The sequence below is a fragment of the Anaerosacchariphilus hominis genome, assembly GCF_014290175.1.
Taxonomy (GTDB): domain Bacteria; phylum Bacillota; class Clostridia; order Lachnospirales; family Lachnospiraceae; genus Laedolimicola; species Laedolimicola hominis.
Map to the genome: position 1 here is coordinate 54,058 of NZ_JACOOR010000007.1, position 18,470 is coordinate 72,527.

At 51.6% G+C, this 18,470-nt stretch carries 18 protein-coding genes; 13 read left to right on the forward strand and 5 right to left on the reverse strand.

From position 1 onward, the window contains the following. Positions 1-17 precede the first annotated feature (17 nt). Both H8S44_RS12225 and H8S44_RS12230 read left to right on the forward strand, forming a co-directional pair. The gene (locus tag H8S44_RS12225; protein WP_055228678.1) at positions 18-695 is read left to right on the forward strand and encodes a response regulator transcription factor; all 678 of its coding nucleotides are present in this window, start codon (positions 18-20) and stop codon (positions 693-695) included. Further along, on the forward strand, positions 692-1,717 hold the full coding sequence (locus H8S44_RS12230; protein WP_055228679.1) for a sensor histidine kinase: 1,026 nt from the start codon (positions 692-694) through the stop codon (positions 1,715-1,717). Before H8S44_RS12225 ends, H8S44_RS12230 begins: the two co-directional genes overlap by 4 nt. Before the next feature lie 49 nt (positions 1,718-1,766). On the opposite strand, the gene H8S44_RS12235 is transcribed toward H8S44_RS12230, so the two are convergent. Further along, a complete protein-coding gene (locus tag H8S44_RS12235) occupies positions 1,767-2,015 on the reverse strand; it encodes a DUF6061 family protein (RefSeq protein WP_033121501.1) in 249 nt (82 codons plus the stop codon). Positions 2,016-2,280: 265 nt separating this feature from the next. Between H8S44_RS12235 and H8S44_RS12240 the strand changes: the two genes are divergently transcribed. Continuing rightward, complete coding sequence (locus H8S44_RS12240) at positions 2,281-3,165, forward strand: SDR family oxidoreductase (protein ID WP_186873707.1); 885 nt, start codon at positions 2,281-2,283, stop codon at positions 3,163-3,165. A gap of 9 nt (positions 3,166-3,174) precedes the next feature. Further along, positions 3,175-3,657 carry a heme-degrading domain-containing protein gene (locus tag H8S44_RS12245; protein WP_186873708.1) on the forward strand — a complete coding sequence of 161 codons (483 nt, stop codon included), beginning with the start codon at positions 3,175-3,177 and terminating at the stop codon, positions 3,655-3,657. Between the two features lie 65 nt (positions 3,658-3,722). On the opposite strand, the gene rbsK is transcribed toward H8S44_RS12245, so the two are convergent. Continuing rightward, positions 3,723-4,664 carry a ribokinase gene (gene rbsK, locus H8S44_RS12250; RefSeq protein WP_186873709.1) on the reverse strand — a complete coding sequence of 314 codons (942 nt, stop codon included), beginning with the start codon at positions 4,662-4,664 and terminating at the stop codon, positions 3,723-3,725. Positions 4,665-5,029: 365 nt separating this feature from the next. Here rbsK and H8S44_RS12255 point away from each other — a divergent pair, with 365 nt between their 5' ends. The 9 genes from H8S44_RS12255 (at position 5,030) to rpe (ending at position 16,088) form a co-directional block, all read left to right on the forward strand. Further along, positions 5,030-6,175, forward strand: a complete 1,146-nt coding sequence (locus tag H8S44_RS12255; protein ID WP_186873710.1) for a sugar ABC transporter substrate-binding protein — start codon at positions 5,030-5,032, stop codon at positions 6,173-6,175. Positions 6,176-6,313: 138 nt separating this feature from the next. Then, positions 6,314-7,816 (forward strand): sugar ABC transporter ATP-binding protein, encoded by a 1,503-nt coding sequence (locus H8S44_RS12260; RefSeq protein WP_186873711.1) that lies wholly within the window; start codon positions 6,314-6,316, stop codon positions 7,814-7,816. Then, a complete protein-coding gene (locus H8S44_RS12265) occupies positions 7,813-8,775 on the forward strand; it encodes an ABC transporter permease (RefSeq protein ID WP_186873712.1) in 963 nt (320 codons plus the stop codon). Before H8S44_RS12260 ends, H8S44_RS12265 begins: the two co-directional genes overlap by 4 nt. 65 nt (positions 8,776-8,840) lie before the next feature. Continuing rightward, positions 8,841-9,611, forward strand: coding sequence for a DeoR/GlpR family DNA-binding transcription regulator (locus H8S44_RS12270; protein ID WP_186873713.1), 771 nt, complete (start codon positions 8,841-8,843; stop codon positions 9,609-9,611). 35 nt (positions 9,612-9,646) lie between these two features. Next, positions 9,647-12,028 (forward strand): glycyl radical protein, encoded by a 2,382-nt coding sequence (locus H8S44_RS12275; protein ID WP_186873714.1) that lies wholly within the window; start codon positions 9,647-9,649, stop codon positions 12,026-12,028. Between the two features lies 1 nt (position 12,029). Next, complete coding sequence (locus tag H8S44_RS12280) at positions 12,030-12,905, forward strand: glycyl-radical enzyme activating protein (protein ID WP_186873715.1); 876 nt, start codon at positions 12,030-12,032, stop codon at positions 12,903-12,905. 3 nt (positions 12,906-12,908) lie between these two features. Further along, on the forward strand, positions 12,909-14,678 hold the full coding sequence (locus H8S44_RS12285) for a hypothetical protein (protein ID WP_186873716.1): 1,770 nt from the start codon (positions 12,909-12,911) through the stop codon (positions 14,676-14,678). A gap of 18 nt (positions 14,679-14,696) precedes the next feature. Further along, the gene (locus tag H8S44_RS12290; RefSeq protein ID WP_186873717.1) at positions 14,697-15,374 is read left to right on the forward strand and encodes a ribulose-phosphate 3-epimerase; all 678 of its coding nucleotides are present in this window, start codon (positions 14,697-14,699) and stop codon (positions 15,372-15,374) included. 51 nt (positions 15,375-15,425) lie between these two features. Then, positions 15,426-16,088, forward strand: a complete 663-nt coding sequence (gene rpe, locus H8S44_RS12295; RefSeq protein ID WP_186873718.1) for a ribulose-phosphate 3-epimerase — start codon at positions 15,426-15,428, stop codon at positions 16,086-16,088. 16 nt (positions 16,089-16,104) lie between these two features. Here rpe and H8S44_RS12300 read toward each other — a convergent pair whose 3' ends face one another. The 3 genes from H8S44_RS12300 to H8S44_RS12310 are packed head-to-tail and all read right to left on the reverse strand — an operon-like array spanning position 16,105 to position 18,464. Beyond that, complete coding sequence (locus H8S44_RS12300) at positions 16,105-16,866, reverse strand: DeoR/GlpR family DNA-binding transcription regulator (RefSeq protein WP_186873719.1); 762 nt, start codon at positions 16,864-16,866, stop codon at positions 16,105-16,107. Between the two features lie 27 nt (positions 16,867-16,893). Further along, entirely contained in the window at positions 16,894-17,562 is a 669-nt protein-coding gene (gene deoC, locus H8S44_RS12305) for a deoxyribose-phosphate aldolase (RefSeq protein WP_186873720.1), read from the reverse strand. Continuing rightward, positions 17,559-18,464, reverse strand: a complete 906-nt coding sequence (locus tag H8S44_RS12310) for a glycyl-radical enzyme activating protein (RefSeq protein ID WP_186873721.1) — start codon at positions 18,462-18,464, stop codon at positions 17,559-17,561. The genes deoC and H8S44_RS12310 overlap by 4 nt, the downstream gene beginning before the upstream one ends. Positions 18,465-18,470 lie beyond the last annotated feature (6 nt).

The following is an 18,470-nucleotide window of genomic DNA, read 5'->3' on the forward strand; positions in this document are numbered from 1 at the left end:
TGGAAGGAGGTGCTGTCATGAAAAGAATTGCTGTTGTGGAAGATGAAGTCTATATGCGGGAAGAACTCTGCGATATGCTCCAAAAGGACGGCTATCTTGTGGAGGCAATTACCGAGTTTGAAGATGCCGCTCGGCTCTTGGCAGCCCTCCGCCCTGACCTTGTGATCTTAGACCTGAACTTGCCGGAGATCAGTGGCTTTCAAATCTGCCAGGAGCTAAAGAATAAAACTGCTATCCCCGTCCTGGTGCTGACTTCCAGAGATCAGGTAAAGGATGAACTGCAAGCGTTCCAGTTGGGTGCCGATGAATATTTGACGAAGCCGTGCAGAAAAGATCGACTTCTTGCCAGGGTATCCAATATTCTCAAAAGGTATGAAGGCCGTACCAATCTCATAGAGGGACCAGATTTCCTGTTAGACCAGCAGACCTACACGCTTTATATTCATAATACCTCTGTGGTGCTTCCAAAAAATCAGGGAAAACTGTTGGTCGCTCTTTTGTCCGGCGGCGATGCTCTGGTCACGACGGAGCAGCTTTGCATGGCACTATGGGGAACCACGGAATACATAGATGAAAATGCCTTGCAGGTTAACCTAACCCGGCTGAAAAAAACGATGTCCGCCCTTGAAATGAAGCAGCGAATCGTTGCAGTTCGAGGAATGGGCTACCGTTTGGAAGCGGAGGTGTCTCTATGAAGCAGCTTTGGCACATGATAGAACGGTACTACCCCTGGCTTCTGTTGCTGCTGGGCGTGGATTGCTTTTGCGCTGTCATTCTTTGGATTTCTGACATTCAGGTATTTCAAACCTTGATCGGGTTAGTAGTTCTGACGAGCATCCTTTTGTTTTCAGCGATTCTGTTTGTACTAAACAAGAGGGAGAACACCCACATGGAACTGTTCCGAGATTTCCTCAGTGATCCTACCATCTGCAATGAAGAACGGCTGCTCAGTGCCATTAGTCAGAAAGAAGGAGAATCTGTCCGATTTTTGGCTTCGGTTTTACGGGAATACAAAAACGAGAGTAACAATATGGCGGATGCCCTACGGGACTATGAAGAATACGTGGAGGGCTGGGCACATGAAGCGAAAACGCCCCTATCGTTGCTGACCATGCTCTTGGATAACCGGAACGATGAAATCTCTCCTTCCCTGCAAGCAAAGCTGGATTATGTCCGCAGTCAGCTTCAGGAGGATGTCACGCAGATGCTGTACTATGCCCGGTTGAAGAGCAGTACAAAGGATTACCGATTTGAGGATGTCAATTTGAATGACTGCTTGGGTGAAGTTCTGGAGGACTATGCCCCACTTCTTGAAGAGAAGCATTTTGTCATTCTCAACAAACTGCAATCTGAAACAGTCTATACAGACCGTAGAGGACTTCAGTTTATGTTGGGACAAATCGTTAGCAATGCCATCAAATATAGCAGCGATAGTCCCATGCTTACAATTTCCGTGATACATTCGGAGACTGCAGATATCCTTTCTGTTGAAGATAACGGCATTGGCGTAAAAAAATATAATCTGCCGTACATTTTTCAAAAGGGCTTTACCGGGGATTCTACTGACAGCAGAAAGAAGGCTACCGGTATGGGACTTTACCTGGTTAAGAAGATGGCCGACGATCTAAATCTTCATCTGGAAGCAGCTTCCCAGTGGGGAAAGAGCTTCAAGATTGTCATCTTCTTTCCTAAATTGAGATCCAACGGAGGGAAATAATATAAACAGAAAAACGCCCGCAGGATTTTCTCCTGCGGGCAGCGTGTTGTCAGCTATCCCAAGGCTTGTATTCTGTTACAGTTTTCAAATAGGTTTCGGGATCGCCGTTCAAGATAAGGTCTGCATACTCCAAAGGAGCGTTGTAGATCAAATAATCCAGCTCTGACCGCTGATACATATTGTCAGCAATCTCGTTCTCAACGACGATAGTGTCAATCGCAATCATACTGCCGTCGCTGAATTTCACTTCCACACAGCAATTATCCATATTGTAGGCACAAGATATTAAGGTTTTCATGGTATGTCCTCCATAATTCGTAATATAAAGCGAAAATCCCGTCTGACTTTCTGTTAGAAATCAGACGGGATTTGTCCGTATGCACCCCGGAAACCGTCAGCTAACAGTTGATAAGTAAATTAGTTCCTTATCACTGTTAAGCCAAGTATTTCCGCTTCTTTTTTTATGCACAAGTGCCAAACTTGGAATTCCAAACGAAAAAGGGTGGATTTCCAAGCTCAAAACGATTATAATGAGATTAGAGAAGGAAAGGGGGAAGTATTTTATGGAAAATGAAACGAAAAAGCAAAAGATTCTGCTGACTGGCGGAAAAGGCTTCTTTGCATCCAGGCTGGCGGGCTACTATCGGGATAGGTATGAGTTCGCGGTGCTGGGAAAAGAGGATCTGGATATCACTGATGAAAAAGCGGTGCTGGACTGCGTGGGCAGTTTCCAGCCGGACATCATCGTCCACACAGGCGCAGTGGCAGTGACCAACTTCTGCAATGAGCATCCGGACATTGCTCACCGCATCAATGTGGAGGGCAGCGTGAACATGGCCCGGGCAGCGCAGCAAAACAAGAGTAAGCTGGTGTTTCTGAGTTCCGAGCAGGTTTTCAATGGCAATACCAACGGCGGTCCCTTTAAGGAAGAGGACGCGGCAGTGCCCAATACGGTTTACGGGGAAAATAAGCTGGAGGCCGAGGGACTTCTGAAGGATATGCTGGAAGAACTGTGGACAGTGCGGTTTACCTGGATGTTCGGCCTTCCGGAGTACGGGAAAAGAATGTCCAACGGTATTCTGTGGGACACGATTACGAAACTTATGCGCCAGGAGAAGATTGTGGCGTCCCGCCACGAGTTCCGTGGTATGGGATATATTCAGGAGACCGTGGAGAACTTTCAGAAGCTATTTGAGAGTCCTTTCGGAACCTATCACATGGGAGCCACGAACAATCACAGCCGCTATGAGATCGTAGAGCATATCCTGGAGCTTCTGGGAATGGGAGACAGACTGCCGGAACTTCTGGAGGAGGATACGGTACATTATCTGGAGCATAACCGGGATGTACGCCTGGATACCGCAAAGGCCCGGGAGGCCGGCATGGTATGGACGGATACCTGGGACGCAGTGGAAAAATGCCTGAAAGATTTCGGCGTGATCCGATAGGAGGGAAAAATGGAAAAAGAACAGATAGAGAAGCGGATAAGGGAGCTGCAGGAAGAGTACAGAGAGCTGGTTCTGGACAGCTTCAGCGCTGAAGCCGCTTGGAAGATAGGCTGCCGGATTCGGGAAAAGGCTCTGCAAAACGGATATCAGATAGCGGCATCGGTAACGCTGAACAGAAAGCGCCTTTTTTACATGGCGGTGGAGGAGACTACACCTATCAATGAGCGTTGGATTCATCGTAAGGAGAATACCGTCTATACCTTTTTTAAAAGCTCCTATGAGATGTCCCTCTATATGAAACTGAAGGAGGACCGCATCGAGCCCAGATATGGCCTGAAGGACGGGGACTATGCCGCGGCAGGCGGCTGCGTTCCGGTGATAGTGAAAAACGTGGGCTTTGTCGGCACCGTGGCTGTTTCCGGCCTGACAGAGGAAGAAGACCACAATCTGGTGGTGGAGACTTTGAAGGAGTATCAGCGGGGACTGCTTTAGAAGCAGTTCCCGGTTGAATAAAAAAGACGTCTCCCGTAGGGGAGACGTCCGATGTACCTTGATAATTAAATATTGACCCCTTGTTCTTTTAAGAAGGAAAGCACACGCTCCTGGGGCTGAATGGAATTCTGGGCACCCAGAGTCATAGCGGACAGAGCGCCGCAGGCACTTCCGATCTGCAGACAGGTCTTCATGTCGTAGCCGTTTGCCAGGCCGTAGGCCAGACCGCCGTGGAAGGAATCGCCGGCAGCGGTGGTATCCACAGCCTTGATGGAGAAGGCCGGAAGGCTGAGAGCTTCATCCTTATTGGCATAGAAAGCGCCCTTCTCACCCATGGTGATGCAAAGGTTCTTTACGCCGCGGGAGAAAAACCACTCGGCGGTTTTCGTCTTCCACTCTTCGATGGGCATCTCGGAACGGAGAATTCCGGTGTAGGCTTCACTCTCGGTCTCGTTGGGGGTGATAAAGTCCACCAGCGGGAAGATTTCATCCGGGAGAGAAATCGCCGGAGCCGGATTCAGGATGGTGATGGCACCCGCTTCTTTGGCAAGTTTCAGACCATACATGGCAGCGTCCAGATTGATTTCCGTCTGGGTAATGAAAACGGCAGCGTCGGCGATAACGTCCTTTCCGGCGTCGATCATTTCTTTGGTAATTTTGTGGTTGGCGCCCGGAGCGTAAACCAGCATGTTGTCTCCGTTGGGATCTACATAGATGGAAGCGCAGCCGGTACGATTCGTATCGGATACGTGGATGCGGTCGCAGTCGATGCCCTTGGACTTCAGGGCCTCCAGAACCGCGCCGCCCTGCATGTCGTTGCCCACCTGGCCGATCATGGCTGTGGGAACGCCCATCTGGGCCGCCTGAACTGCCTGGTTCGCGCCCTTGCCGCCGCCGAACATGTCTACGGAGAAACCTACGACGGTCTCGCCTTTAGCGGGAAGCCGCTCGGCGGATGCGGTGATATCATAGTTGATGCTTCCGAGAACTACAATGTTTTTGCTCATAATATCAGGATCCTTTCTGAAAATAATAGAATATGGTAATGTGTAGTAGAAATTGGGAAATCCAACTTCAAATTCAACATTCCTCTAACCTGAAGTATATAATAGAAAGTACAAAAAATCAAATGGAAAATGGAAATGTATACAATAAAAGTCGAAAAAAAGAAAGTGCGAATTGTACAAAATAGCCCAAAAACAGTATTGACAAGCTAAAAGTGTTGTGATACTATACATTTGTCACTTGGAAATGCAGTTGTGAAAAGCACAAATACCGAAAAAGGAAGGTTGGAAATCCAAACTTCTGAATCGGGAAAGTGGACAGGCATTTTCAAAATAGCAAAACTATAGATTTCAGGGAGGAAACAGACATGAAAAAGAAAGCACTGGCAGCACTGCTCGCATGTGCGATGACCGCTGGCCTTCTGGCTGGATGCGGAAGCAAGGAAGCAGCACCGGCTGAGACCACAACCACAGAGACCACAGAGGCTACGGACGATGCAGCAGCTAAGGAAGAGGCTCCGGCAGCTGAGGAGACCGCAGCAACCACAGAAGTTGTTAAGTATAACGACATCAAGGATGAGCTCGGCGGAATTCCGGCAGCAGCAAAAGATATGAAGTTCAACATCGGCTTCTGCGGTAAGGCTTTCGAGAACGAGTTCTGGAGAATGGAGAAGGAAGGTTCCGAGGCAGCAGCAAAGGCACTGCAGGAACTGGGACTTGATGTAACCGTTACTGCTCAGGCAGCAAGCGGTGAGAGTGATGTTCAGGGACAGGAAACCGTTATGAAGGCCATGAGCAACGGCGATTATGACGCTATCATGGTAGCTCCGATTTCCGATTCTAACCTGACAGCAGCTATCGAGGCAGCTCAGGAAAAGGGTATTCCGATGTCCTACTGCAACGATAAAGACGCAAACGTAGACCTTCCGTCCGTTGTAGCTGACCATAAGGATACAGCAGAACTGGCAGCTAAGTGGATCGCTGAGAAGATTGGCGAAGAGGGACAGGTAGCAGTTGTACAGGGTCTTCCGACCGCTGAGGCAGCTCGTCTTCGTACCGATTGCTTCGTAGATTACATGACAGCTAACTATCCGAACATCGAAGTAGTAGCACAGCAGAACGCTGACTGGGATCGTACAAAGGCAAAAGACGTTGCAACTACTATCCTGAAGGCTAACCCGGATGTAAAGGCTATCTACGCTAACAACGACACCATGGCTATGGGTGTTCTGGAAGCTGTTAAAGAGCTGAACCTGCTTGGCAAGGTATTAGTAGTTGGTACAGACGGAACCACTGAGGCTCTTGAGTCCATCAAGGCTGGCGAGCTTTCCGCAACCATCAACGATTTCCCGTACTATCAGTCTCAGGTAGTTGTTGAGATGCTGGTTCGTACACTGGCTGGACAGGAAGTTCCGAAGTACATCTACTCTCCGCACGCTGTTGTTGATGCAGACAACTGTAACCAGAGTAACGAAGAGATTCTTGGATGGACCGGATTCACACTGGCAGAGTAATAAATAAAATCGCCCTGTGGTAACAGGGAGAAGATATCATGCAAAAGGTAATGGGGCTGTTCGCAATATCGTCTGATTTTTGCAGCAGTCCCATTCCATATAAACATGGTTGGAAGATTGGAGAAAGGTAGCAGGTTTATGGAAAAATATATCGAGTTTCAGAATATCACAAAAGTTTTTCCAGGCCAGAAAGCGCTGGACAATGTTTCGTTTTCTGTCAGAGAAGGTGAGATTCACGCTCTGCTGGGCGAAAACGGCGCCGGAAAATCGACATTGCTGAATATTCTGCATGGAATGTTTCCGGCTACAGAAGGCAAGGTCTTTATCGAGGGAAAAGAAGTAAAGTTTAAGAGCGCGCTGGATGCCATTGATTTCGGTATCGCAAAGGTGCATCAGGAGATTAATGTTATTCCGGAGCTTACCGTAGCTCAGAATATGATGCTGGGCGGAGAGCCCAGAAAAGGTGTCCTTCTGGACAAGAAAAAAATGGAACAGGAAACACAGGCACTGCTGGACAAGCTGGGATGTGATTTCCGGGCGGATGAAAAAGTAGGCGGTCTGTCTGCAGGTAAGAAGCAGATGATTCAGATCGCGAAGGCTCTTTATATGAACGCGAAGGTTATCTCCTTCGACGAGCCCACATCCTCCTTAAGTAACGCTGAAGTCAAGACTCTGTTCGGGATCATCCGTGATCTGAAGAAGCAGGGCATAACGATTTTATATATCAGCCACAAGATGGATGAGATTTTTGAGATTTGCGACAGAGCCAGCATCCTGCGAGACGGATGTTATATCACCACTCTGGATCTGAAAGAGACCACAGAGGAAGTGCTGGTTCAGAACATGGTAGGACGTGACGTCTCCATGTTTGCCCAGAGACTGAAACCCTCCTGCGCGGATAAGAATACCACCGTGCTGAAGGTAGAGCATCTGAGCGGCCCCGCCGGATTCGATGATATCAGCTTTGAGCTGCATAAGGGAGAGATCCTGGGATTCTTCGGACTGGTAGGAGCCATGAGAACCGAGGTTATGAGAGCTATCTTCGGAGCAGACCCCACCTATGGCGGAGAGGTTTATTATAAGGGAGAAGCGCTTCCCCATAACCGTACCCCCCACACAGTAGTAGAAAAAGGTATCGGACTGGTATCCGAGAACCGTAAGGAAGAGGGCTTTGTCAAGAACTTTGACAATGCGGATAATATTGCGCTGGCAAGCCTGAAAAAGTATATGAAGGGCTTCTTTGTAAACCGGAAGATGAAAGAGGAGAATTCCGTAAAGGTCGGCGAAACCGTAGGACTGACTCCCAACGATCCGGAGTTCCTGACCATGAGCCTTTCCGGTGGAAACGCCCAGAAGGTTATTCTGGCAAAGTGGCTGTCCACAGACGCAGACATCCTGATCATGGACGAGCCCACAAAGGGTATCGATATCGGCGCGAAAGCAGAGATTTACAAGCTGATGGAGGATATCGTAGCATCCGGAAAGTCCATCATCATGGTATCTTCCGAGATGACAGAGGTCGTGGGTATGAGCGACCGAATGCTGATTATGCGTGAAGGAAAGCTGGTTGGTGAACTGGAGCGCGAAGAATTTGAGGAAGAGCGCATTATTACTTATGCAGTAGGAGGTAGCCAGTCATGAAAAAGTTATTAAAAAATAATTTCCGAGAAGTCAGTGTTATCATTGCAATCGCGATTATGTTCGTGATATTCGGAGCGCTGAATTCAGTCTATTTACAGCCCACCAATATCATTGATATTCTGGATCAGGCAACCATTTACGGACTGATGGGTCTGGGCATCATGCTTCCCATCATCACAGGTGGAATTGATATTTCCGTAGGCTCCGTCCTGGCTATGTCCGGATGTATCGTGGCGAAGCTGGCAGTAGCCGGTGTAAACCCGATTCTCTGCATGATTGTAGGACTTCTGGTAGGTTTCGCAGCCGGTGGTGTCAACGGACTCCTGATTTCCAAGATGAAGCTTCAGCCGTTCATCGCTACCATGGGTACACAGTCCGCATTCCGTGGACTTGCTTACATCATCACCGAGGGATATCCGGTACTGGGTGTTCCCGATTCCTACAGAGGAATTCTGAACCTGAAGCTGGTGGGAGATATCCGTATTTCCGTTCTGGTATTCCTGATTTGGGCAGTGATTATCTATGTTCTGTTAAAGAAGACCCGTCTTGGTACCTACATTTACGCAGTAGGTGGTAACGTAGAGGCAGCAAGACTTTCCGGTGTACGTGTAGAGCTGGTAACTACACTGGCTTACGCCATCGGTATGCTGGGAACTGCTCTGGCAGGCCTGGTACAGATCGCCAAGCTGGGAACCGGAGACCCGACCACAGGTAACGGATGGGAAATGAACGCCATCGCAGCAGCAGCCATCGGCGGAACCAGTATGGCAGGCGGCCGTGGTAATCCCTGGGGAACCGTACTGGGAGCTATCCTTTTCTCAGGACTGAAGGTAGGACTGGTAGTTATGAACGTAAATACATACTGGCAGTACGTTGCTACAGGTCTGGTAATCATTGTGGCGGCTTACGTGGAGATTTTCCAGAGTATGATCGCCTCCAAAAAGAAGAAAAAAGCATAAGACAACAAAAGCAGGGGCGTCTCAGATTGGGATGCCCCTTATTTTGTAGGAAGATAGGTGGATATATGAGAACGAAACAGATGGTGCGCAGACGGGACCGGATACTGGAGCTGCTGACCCAGTCAGAGAATGAAATATCAGTGAGAAAGCTCCTGGAGGAGCTGCAGGTCTCGGATGAAACCCTCCGCAAGGACCTGGTGGAAATGGAAAGACAGGGGACAATATTAAGAAAGCACGGCCGAATTCTGCTGGCCGATGTGTCGGCAGACGATCCCTTAAGCATCCGTTCCATGCAGAACCGGGGCACCAAGGAGCGCATCGCCAGAGAGGTGCTGAATCATATCTCCTACAGCGACGAGTGCATTGGTCTGGATGTGGGAAGTACCGTCTGGTATGTGGCAAAGCTTCTGGCTGAGGATCGAACGAAGATCGCCATTACCAATTCGTTGGAGATATCCACGCTGTATGGACAGAATAATAACAATAATATCTACTGTACCGGCGGAATGCTGCGAAGCGTGGATAAAGGATTCTATGGCTACTGGGCCTGCGATAATTTAAGAAAAGTAAATATGGGCGTGGCTGTTCTGGGTACGCCGGGCATCATGGGAAGAAAAGGGCTGGGAGCCATCTCCTATGATGATAAGGAGCTCAAGCAGATCTATGTAAAGAACAGCCAGAAAACCATCGCTGTCTTTGACAGCACCAAGTGTAACTGTACCTGTCTCATCGACGGCGCGGAATGGGAGGACATCGACATTGTAATCTCCGATACGGCCATGAGCGAAGAGGACAGAGACAAGATAGGAAGCAGGACGAGACTGATTCTGGTGTAAAAGTGCGCCGGGAATCAGAGAAAGGAGATATTTTTATGGAAAACTTTATTAACCTTGTAAAACAGATTCCCGTGACAGAGCGCATCGAGAGACTGAAGGAGCAGACCCTCACAGAGCCCCGGTATCTGACTGTGGAGCAGGCCCGGATCATCACCCGCGTATATAAGGAATACAGTGAAGAATCTGTGGCCATGAAGCGGGCGAGAGCCCTGAAGGCAGCTGCGGAGGAGCTGGAGCTTCGCATCGACGAGGGAGAACTGATTGTGGGAAACCGGTCCAGGGAATCCTGCGGCGGCGTGGTGTTCCCCGAGGGCGGTATCAAGTGGCTGGAGAATGAGATCGACATTCTGGAGACCAGACCCCAGGATAAGTTCCATGTGCGCCCGGAGGATCGGGAGTACTTTTTCAGGGAGCTGGTGCCCTTCTGGGAGGGCATGACCCTGGAGGACAATGTGGCTGCGGCCCTTCCGGCTGAGATCAAGGGCTGCGAGGTGGTAGGAAAGCTGAATCAGAAGGATCACGCCCAGGGCCATATCTGTCCCAATGTGCAGGAATGGCTGGAAAAGGGACCGGCAGGCCTGCTGGCGGAAGCCAGAGAAAAGCTGGCAGCCGCGACCGAGGAGAAAAAAGAGTTCTATCGTAGCACAGAGCTGGTTCTGGAGGGAGCCATCCGATTTATGGAACGTTACGCAGAACTGGCGGAGCAGCTGGCTGAGAGCTGTCCGGTGGAAAAAGCAGAAGAAAAAGAAAACTACTTAAAGATCGCGGAGGTGTGCCGGAATCTGTCCCGGAAGCCTGCAGAGTCCTTCCGTGAGGCCGTACAGGGCATGTGGTTCCTGATCGTGTTGTTGCAGCTGGAGTCCAACGCTTCTTCCTTCACCCCGGGACGGGCGGATCAGTATCTCTATCCCTATTACCGGAAGGATCTGGATGAGGGACGAATGACCCTGGAAGAAGCCCAGGAGATTCTGGACGCGGCCTTTATTAAATTCAATCAGATCGTATATATGAGAAATACCGACGGCGCGGCCTTTTTCGCGGGTTTCCCCATCGGCTTCAATATCGCTGTGGGCGGACAGAGGGCGGACGGCAGCGACGCGGTCAATGAGCTGAGCCATCTGATTCTTCACGCGGAGGAACATGTACGGATGCGCCAGCCAAACCTGTCGGCCCGGGTACATAAGAATTCCCCCCACAGCTATTTGAAGCATGTGGCGGAGGTTATCAGCCTGGGTACGGGTATGCCCCAGCTCTTCAATGACGAAGCGGTGGTACCGGCCCTGGAAAAGGCGGGCTATTCCCATGAAGACGCCATGAATTACGCTATCGTAGGCTGTGTGGAACTGAGTGTGCCGGGCAAAGCCCTGGGTTTCAGCGACGCAGGCATGTTTAATCTGGTAAAGGCCCTGGAGCTGACTCTGAACGACGGCGTCTGCATGCAGAGCGGAAAGCAGATTGGCCTGAAACTGGGTACTCTGGAGGATTTTCAGAGCTTTGAGGAGCTGGAAGAAGCCTATAAAAAGCAGATTTATTATTTTACGGAGCAGATGGAGCAGGGCCTGCAGATCGTCGAGGCCATGCACAAAAAGTACATGGTATCGCCCATGCTGTCCTGCGTCATCGACGACTGCATGAAACAGGGCCTGGATGTAACCGCAGGCGGCGCAGTCTATAATAAATCCGGCATTCAGCTGATTCAGGTGGCCAATGTGGCGGACAGCCTGGCGGCCCTGAAGGAGCTGGTCTACGACAAAAAAGAGATTACAGCCAAAGAGCTGTTATACCAGCTTCGGAATAATTATCCCGACGAGAAGGTGCGTCAGATCATGCTGACCCATGCGCCCAAATACGGCAACGATGTGGAGTGGGTAGACAATATGGGTGAAAAATGGGTGGAATGCTTCAAGGAGAAGATCGAAACCTATAAAAACTACCGTGGAGGCAATTACACCATCGGCCTCTATACCGTATCGGCCCATGTGCCCATGGGCATCAAGGTGGCTGCTACGCCCGACGGACGCCGCAGCGGCGAACCTCTGGCGGACGGCGGATTGAGCGCCGTATACGGCCGGGACAGAAAGGGCCCCACAGCGCTTCTGCGTTCCGTATCCCGGATCAACAGCGGCAACGCGGCCAACGGCTCCCTGCTGAATATGAAGTTCGCGCCGCAGATGTTTGCGGACGACGAGGGCATCGAGAAGTTCTGCGGTATTATCCGGGGCTTTATCGAATTGAAGATCAATCACGTCCAGTTCAATGTGGTGAATAAGGAAGATCTGATCGCTGCAAAGAAGAATCCGGAGAACTACCGGCATCTGCTGGTTCGTGTGGCCGGTTATACGGCCAATTACGTGGATCTGGCGGAGAAGCTGCAGGATGAAATCATAGCCCGGACAGAGTACGGAGGAAATGCGTAAAATGACAGGTGAAATCTTTGATATCAAGCATTTTGCGGTCCACGACGGACCGGGAATAAGGACCACTATTTTTCTGAAGGGCTGTCCCCTTCACTGCGTCTGGTGCCATAACCCGGAGGGTATGCGCCGGGGAAAGGATCTCTGGGTAAAGCGGGAGGCCTGCATCCATTGCGAAACCTGTATCCACACCTGCCCGAAACAGGCGCTGCGAATGAAGGACGGAGAGGTTTCCATCGACCGGAGCCTCTGTGACTTCTGTAACAAATGTGTAGAAAAATGTCCGGCACGAGCCATGCAGCGCATCGACCGGCAGGCGGAGGTGAAGGAGCTGGTGGATCTGGTGACCCGGGAGGAGATCTTCACCCGGGTATCCGGGGGCGGCGTGACCATTTCCGGAGGTGAGCCCCTGTATCAGCCGGAGTTCTTAAAAGAGCTTCTGCAGGGGATGAAGCAGGCGGGAGTTCCCACCTGTATCGAGACCAGCATGTTTGCGAAACAGGAGGTGCTGGAGAGCATCGCTCCCTATGTGGATCAGTTCCTGGTGGACATCAAGATCCTGGACGAGGAGACCCACAAAAAGTATACAGGTGTGTCAAATCAGCAGATCTTGAGCAACTTCCGTTACCTGGCGGGTCTCGGAAAGCCCATTCTGGTGCGGATACCGTTGATTCCGGGCATTACCGCCACGGAAGAGAACCTGCGGGCCATCCGGGCTTTTGTGGACAGCGTGAATCCGGAGATTCCGATAGAAGTACTGAACTTTAACTCCTTTGCGGGAAGCAAGTACCGGTTCCTGGATCAGAAGTATTTCAACGACGAACTGCGTGCCTTCCCCAGGGAAGAGCTGGAGCAGCTTCGAAGCTGCGTGGAGGAATAAGATATGAATCCTGTGTTTTTGTCAGAATTGCAAGAAAAGATAAACGGGCTGGAGCCGGAGAAAAAGACCGGAATCCGCCTGCTGGTGTGGGTCAATGAAAAGGACGAGTACCGGACTCTGGATTTCCAGCTTCCGGTGAAGGAACTTCTGGAGCAGGAATACGGCCTGTACCGGAACTATCTGCTGGCCATGATGAATAACCTGCTGGTGTCCTTCGGCGGGGCGAAGCTTGTCATTTATCATGAGAAGGAGGACGGCCTGGACGATCTGATTCAGGACGCCATTTCCGAGTTCCATGCGGAGGCGCCCCGGAATGATCGTACCGGCTATGGCGTTTACCTGAATTATATTAACCGTATGAACACCTTCCTGGGACTGGGACGGTTCTTTTTCGAGGTACATCCCCTGGAGGAGTATCCGCGCCTTTTGCCGGAAAAAGAATACCGGATCTATATTCCCGGGGATGAGCAGCAGGAAAAAGAGCTTCTGCGAAGAAGCGCAAGGGAGCTTTCCGGTACCTGCATCTGTTCTCTGGATGTGGGCGGCAATTCCATTAAGGGCGCTGTGGTGAAGGACGGCAGAATCGCGGTGCTTAAGGAGTACTGCTGGTATCCCACCGGCTGCAAGGTGGCAGAGGAGATGAACGATCCCATGATCCTGATGGTGCGATTCTTAAGCGCCTGTACGGGACTTCTGGAGCGGGACGGGGATCTGGAAGGGGCCCGGGCGGCCCTGGAGAAGACCGTGCCTTACGGAGAGCTTCTGAAGGCCACAGAGGCCCTGGAGGCGGAGGGCATCGTCACGGAAGGACGTTTTGATTCCGTGGTAGCCGGCTTCCCGGATATTGTGGTACATAATAAGATCGCCGGAGGGGAGTCCTTCAAGCATCAGGGACTGAAGAATAACCCGGATACGGACTATGAGATCGAGTTCTTCCGTACGTCAGATCTGGACGAGATGCTGGCTCCCTACGCGAAAGCGGGCGCGCCTGTGGTAGTCCTGAACGACGGCAACGCGGCTTCCTATATTACCAGCGTGGAGCAGGCATTCGCGGAGGAAAGCATTCTGGATGAGAACGGTCTTTTTGCCAATACCATCGGAACGGAGATGGGCACGGGCTTTATCTCCCGGGGCGGAACCATCCAGCATATTCCCCTGGAGGGCTTCCAGCATGTGATTGACCTGGGGAATGAGGAATACAAGCGTTACCCGGCTTCAGATATCCGCAGTGTGAACAGCACCAATACGGGTATCCCTGGCGTGGTACAGAAATACATTTCTCAGATGGGACTGTTCCGCATGGCCATTACCTGGATGTACGAGCACCAGGATCCCATGTTTGAGGAGCTCCAGGAAAAGGGCCTGTTGTCATTTGACCGGGAGAGTGATAAAATGACAGCAGTACTGGAACCGAAGGATCGGAGAGGGGAGCTGACCCGCTTTCTGGTATCCCTGCTGGAGCAGCGGCATCCGGCGGTGGTTTACGCATATGAGACCATGGGAAAGGCCATGGGTATCCTGATTGATCAGGATCGGCTGATTTTCCCGGAGATAGCGCCTGTACGTCTGCTGAGCGGCGGCATCATCGCGGATAACCGCGCCTGTGAGCTGCTGCGGAAGGGACTGAAGGAATATAATTCCGGCTATGAAGTGATTCGACTGGATGAGGAGACCATGTATTCTCCCCTTCTGAAGAGCATGAAGCCGGAAGAGAGAAACTTTAATGTGGCGATCGGAAGCGCGTATATCGGAAACCGCTTTCTGATTCAGTAAAAAGAGGAGAGTACGACTATGGAAAAGAAACTGATTCTGGGAGGATCCGCATCCTGCTTTGACCTGTTTAACCTGGAGCGGCAGTTTAAGGAGATGGAGCAGGCGCCTGTGGACTTTATTCACTTTGATATTGTGGATGGAAGATTTAATCAGTGTATCATCCTGGGAACCCCTACCCTGCAGGCCATGCGGCCCCATACGGAGCTTCCTATCGAGGTACATATGGCAGTATATGAGCCAGAGCTTTATATTAAGCAGTTTGTGGACGCGGGCGCGGATATCATTACCATTCACCCGGAAGGAACTAAGGATGTGATGGCAGCTTTCGATCTGATCCGCAGTCTGGGCGCGAAGCCGGCCCTGGCCTTCCGCAGCGAGACCGCTCCCACTGAGGATCTGCTTCCGGCCATGGAGCAGGCAGAGTACATCATCAAGCTGACAGTAAACCCGGGATTCTCCGGACAGCAGATTCAGCCGGCAGCCTTTGAGAAGATGAAGGCCCTGCGGGATATGATGGACGCTCACGGCATCGGAACCCCCATCGCCGCGGACGGGAATGTGAACGTAAAGACCATTCCCACACTGGTGGAGTATGGAGCGGATATGCTCATCGGAGGTACCTCCGGACTCTTCCTGAAGGGAAAGACCGTCAAGGAATGCGCGGAGGCAATGCTTGCCGCCATGAAAATAGATTAAACAAAACAGAAGAGACAGAAGATGCACGAAAGAGTGCAGGGAGGTTAAGAAATGGCAGGAAAAATTACACCGTCTATGATGTGCGCGCCACTGGATAAGATCGGCTGCTATGTTAAGGCATTTGAGGAGAATCAGGTGGAATATCTTCATATCGATGTGATGGACGGACAGTTCGTACCGAATCTGATGCTGGGAACTGCATACATCAGCAGTCTGAGAAAGATCACATCCATTCCCCTGGATATTCATCTGATGATTGTGAATCCGGAGTCCAAGCTGGACTGGTTTGATATTCAGCCGGGTGAGTATGTGTCTATTCACTACGAGTCCACACCCCATGTACAGAGAGCGCTGCAGACCATCAAGAGCAAGGGCGGCAAGACCATGGTAGCCCTGAATCCGGGCACACCCATCGAGGTACTGCGCTATCTGCTTCCGGATCTGGACGGCGTCCTGCTTATGACAGTAAATCCGGGCTTTGCGGGACAGAAGCTGATTCCCCAGGGACTGGACAAGATCCGCGACACCAGAAAGTTCCTGGACGATATGGGGTATCCCCAGATTGAGATCGAAGTGGACGGAAATGTAAGCTGGGAGAATATCCCGAAGATGGCGGCGGCAGGTACGGATCTGTATGTGGCAGGAACCTCCAGCCTGTTCAATGATAAAGTACCGGTAGAAGAAAGTGTAAAGAGATTCCGCAGCCTGATTTAGGCCCCGGGATAACACATCAGGCCCTGAGAACTGCGGTCTGCTTCAGATAAGGGGCCAGCAGCTCTTCGGAGCTGTCGCTGTCGGTGATGAGCAGATCGATGTCTGACAGAGGACAGACCACCGAGAGAAACTGAAGATTGAATTTATGACTGTCAGCCAGCAGAATGTGGTTTCTGCTGGCTGTAAGCATCGCCTGCTTTATCTTCATCTGGGAATAGCCGATGACGCTGACGCCCGCCTCCGGGGAGACTCCGTTGGCGCCTATGATACAGTGATCGGCCCGGATGGCAGCGAGCTCCTGCTCAGCGGCAGGGCCCGAGGTGGCGGCCAGATTCCGGCTGCATTCGCCGCCAATGAGAAAGAGATGAATATGAGGCGTATCCAGCAGCTCCGCGGCTGCCAGGATGGAATTTGTATAGACCGTGACCCCCAGAGAGGGGTCTTTTTTAATCTGACGGAGCAGATAAAGACAGGTGGAGGAGTCGTCCACCAGCAGGGCATCGCCGGGATGGATCTGCCGGACGGCCGCTTTGGCGATAGCCAGTTTCGCAGCGGCATTCCGATAGAGATTCTGGCGGATATCACCCTTGTAGAGACTCTCTCCGGCCCGCTCCGCTCCACCATGAACGCGCCGCACCAGTCCCTGATCGGACAGAAGGCGGAGATCCAGACGGATGGTCATCTCTGATACGTGAAGCTCACGGCTCAGCTCAGACACCAGTACCCGGCCCTTCTGATCCAGTTTTTCGAGAATGTATGCGACGCGTTCTTTCTGCATAAATGTATTCGGTTCCTTATATGGGATTTAGTCGGTTCCCTCTACGATGCGGATTCCTTTGCTGGTACCCATGCGGACTGCGCCTGCTTCGATCATGGCGTCGCAGATGGCACGGTTGTTAATGCCCGTAGAAGCCTTTACAGACATCTTATCACCTACGACAGATTTCATCAAGCGGATATCTTCCACTGTGGCGCCGCCGGAACCGAAACCGGTGGAGGTCTTTACGAAGTCTGCGTTTGCCTTCAGGGCCAGCTCGCAGGCCTTTACCTTTTCCTCGTCAGTGAGGGCGCTGGTCTCGATGATGACTTTGACGCCTGCCTTGGGATGGGCTGCGTTTACCACGGCCAGGATATCCTCATAGACATAATCGTAGTTTTTGTCCTTCAGAGCGCCGATGTTGATGACCATATCCACCTCATCGGCTCCGTTTGCCACCGCTTCCTTTGCCTCCTCGGCCTTAATATGGGTGGTGTTTGCGCCCAGAGGGAAGCCGATGACGCAGCAGGTCTTCACGCCGCTGTCTTTGAGCTGCTCATGAACGTAGGCCACATGGCAGGGATTGATGCAGACGCTGGCGAAATGATACTGCTTGGCCTCATCGCAGAAACGCTTTACCGTCTCCCGGGTGGTCTCGGGCTTCAGGACGGTGTGATCCATGTATTTTGCGTATTCGGGGTTGTAAGATTGACTCATGATTTGTTTCCTCCTGTTTGATAAAATTTAGATGTTTCAGCTAAGTGCTGTAACGTTTCAGGTGTCATCTGCGGTACGCTGTCCATCTGATAAGACAGGCCGCAGGAGCGGAATTTGCTGCTTCCGTACTGATGGAAGGGAAGCAGAGTGCGTTCCCGGATTCCCAGGGCATCCAGAAAGTCCGCGATGGCCCGGAGGGCTTCCGGTGTATCGTTGAAGCCGGGGATCACAGGCGTCCGTACATGGATATGGGCGTCGGTGGCCGAGAGCTTTTTCAGATTCTCTGAAATCTGCTCATTGGAACGGCCGGTGCGGGCCTTATGTACCTCCGGATCCAGGTGCTTGATATCATAGAGATACAGGTCGACAAGTCCCTGAAGCTCTGCGAAGGTCTCCCAGGGAACCAGTCCTGTAGTCTCCACGGCGGTGGAAATCCGGGCTTCTTTACAGAGAGTCAGAAGCTCCTTTGCGAAGTCCTTCTGAAGCAGGGGCTCTCCGCCCGAGAGGGTGACGCCTCCGCCGCTTCTCTCATAGAAGGGCAAATCCCGCTCTATCACCCGAAAGACCTCTTCCGGGGCCATGGGCGTTCCCTTTACCACCAGAGCGCCTGCAGGGCAGGCCGCAGCCAGCCGGAGAGCATCGTCTCCGGTGCAGGAGCCGAAGTCGAAGATGGGGCCGTCCGGGGCGGCTTTTACCTGTCCCTCCTTTGCCGCAGCCGCGCAGGAAAAGCAGCGGATACAGCGGGACTGGAGATGGAAGAGCCGGGGGACAGAGCCCCAGGATTCCGGATTGGCGCACCAGGCACAGCGCAAGGGGCATTCCTTCAGAAATACGGTGGTACGGATGCCGGGGCCGTCATGGATGGAGTAGCGCTGAATATCAAAAATCATTCCCTTTGTCATAACTTC

Bases quoted from the DNA above. Each gene is read 5' to 3' on its own strand.
- deoC (WP_186873720.1), bottom strand. From the start codon at position 17,562: ATGAGTCAATCTTACAACCCCGAATACGCAAAATACATGGATCACACC.
- H8S44_RS12300 (WP_186873719.1), bottom strand. From the start codon at position 16,866: ATGCAGAAAGAACGCGTCGCATACATTCTCGAAAAACTGGATCAGAAG.
- H8S44_RS12310 (WP_186873721.1), bottom strand. From the start codon at position 18,464: ATGACAAAGGGAATGATTTTTGATATTCAGCGCTACTCCATCCATGAC.
- H8S44_RS12255 (WP_186873710.1), top strand. From the start codon at position 5,030: ATGAAAAAGAAAGCACTGGCAGCACTGCTCGCATGTGCGATGACCGCT.
- H8S44_RS12240 (WP_186873707.1), top strand. From the start codon at position 2,281: ATGGAAAATGAAACGAAAAAGCAAAAGATTCTGCTGACTGGCGGAAAA.
- H8S44_RS12265 (WP_186873712.1), top strand. From the start codon at position 7,813: ATGAAAAAGTTATTAAAAAATAATTTCCGAGAAGTCAGTGTTATCATT.
- H8S44_RS12285 (WP_186873716.1), top strand. From the start codon at position 12,909: ATGAATCCTGTGTTTTTGTCAGAATTGCAAGAAAAGATAAACGGGCTG.
- H8S44_RS12290 (WP_186873717.1), top strand. From the start codon at position 14,697: ATGGAAAAGAAACTGATTCTGGGAGGATCCGCATCCTGCTTTGACCTG.
- rpe (WP_186873718.1), top strand. From the start codon at position 15,426: ATGGCAGGAAAAATTACACCGTCTATGATGTGCGCGCCACTGGATAAG.
- H8S44_RS12270 (WP_186873713.1), top strand. From the start codon at position 8,841: ATGAGAACGAAACAGATGGTGCGCAGACGGGACCGGATACTGGAGCTG.
- H8S44_RS12245 (WP_186873708.1), top strand. From the start codon at position 3,175: ATGGAAAAAGAACAGATAGAGAAGCGGATAAGGGAGCTGCAGGAAGAG.
- rbsK (WP_186873709.1), bottom strand. From the start codon at position 4,664: ATGAGCAAAAACATTGTAGTTCTCGGAAGCATCAACTATGATATCACC.
- H8S44_RS12235 (WP_033121501.1), bottom strand. From the start codon at position 2,015: ATGAAAACCTTAATATCTTGTGCCTACAATATGGATAATTGCTGTGTG.
- H8S44_RS12280 (WP_186873715.1), top strand. From the start codon at position 12,030: ATGACAGGTGAAATCTTTGATATCAAGCATTTTGCGGTCCACGACGGA.
- H8S44_RS12275 (WP_186873714.1), top strand. From the start codon at position 9,647: ATGGAAAACTTTATTAACCTTGTAAAACAGATTCCCGTGACAGAGCGC.
- H8S44_RS12230 (WP_055228679.1), top strand. From the start codon at position 692: ATGAAGCAGCTTTGGCACATGATAGAACGGTACTACCCCTGGCTTCTG.
- H8S44_RS12260 (WP_186873711.1), top strand. From the start codon at position 6,314: ATGGAAAAATATATCGAGTTTCAGAATATCACAAAAGTTTTTCCAGGC.
- H8S44_RS12225 (WP_055228678.1), top strand. From the start codon at position 18: ATGAAAAGAATTGCTGTTGTGGAAGATGAAGTCTATATGCGGGAAGAA.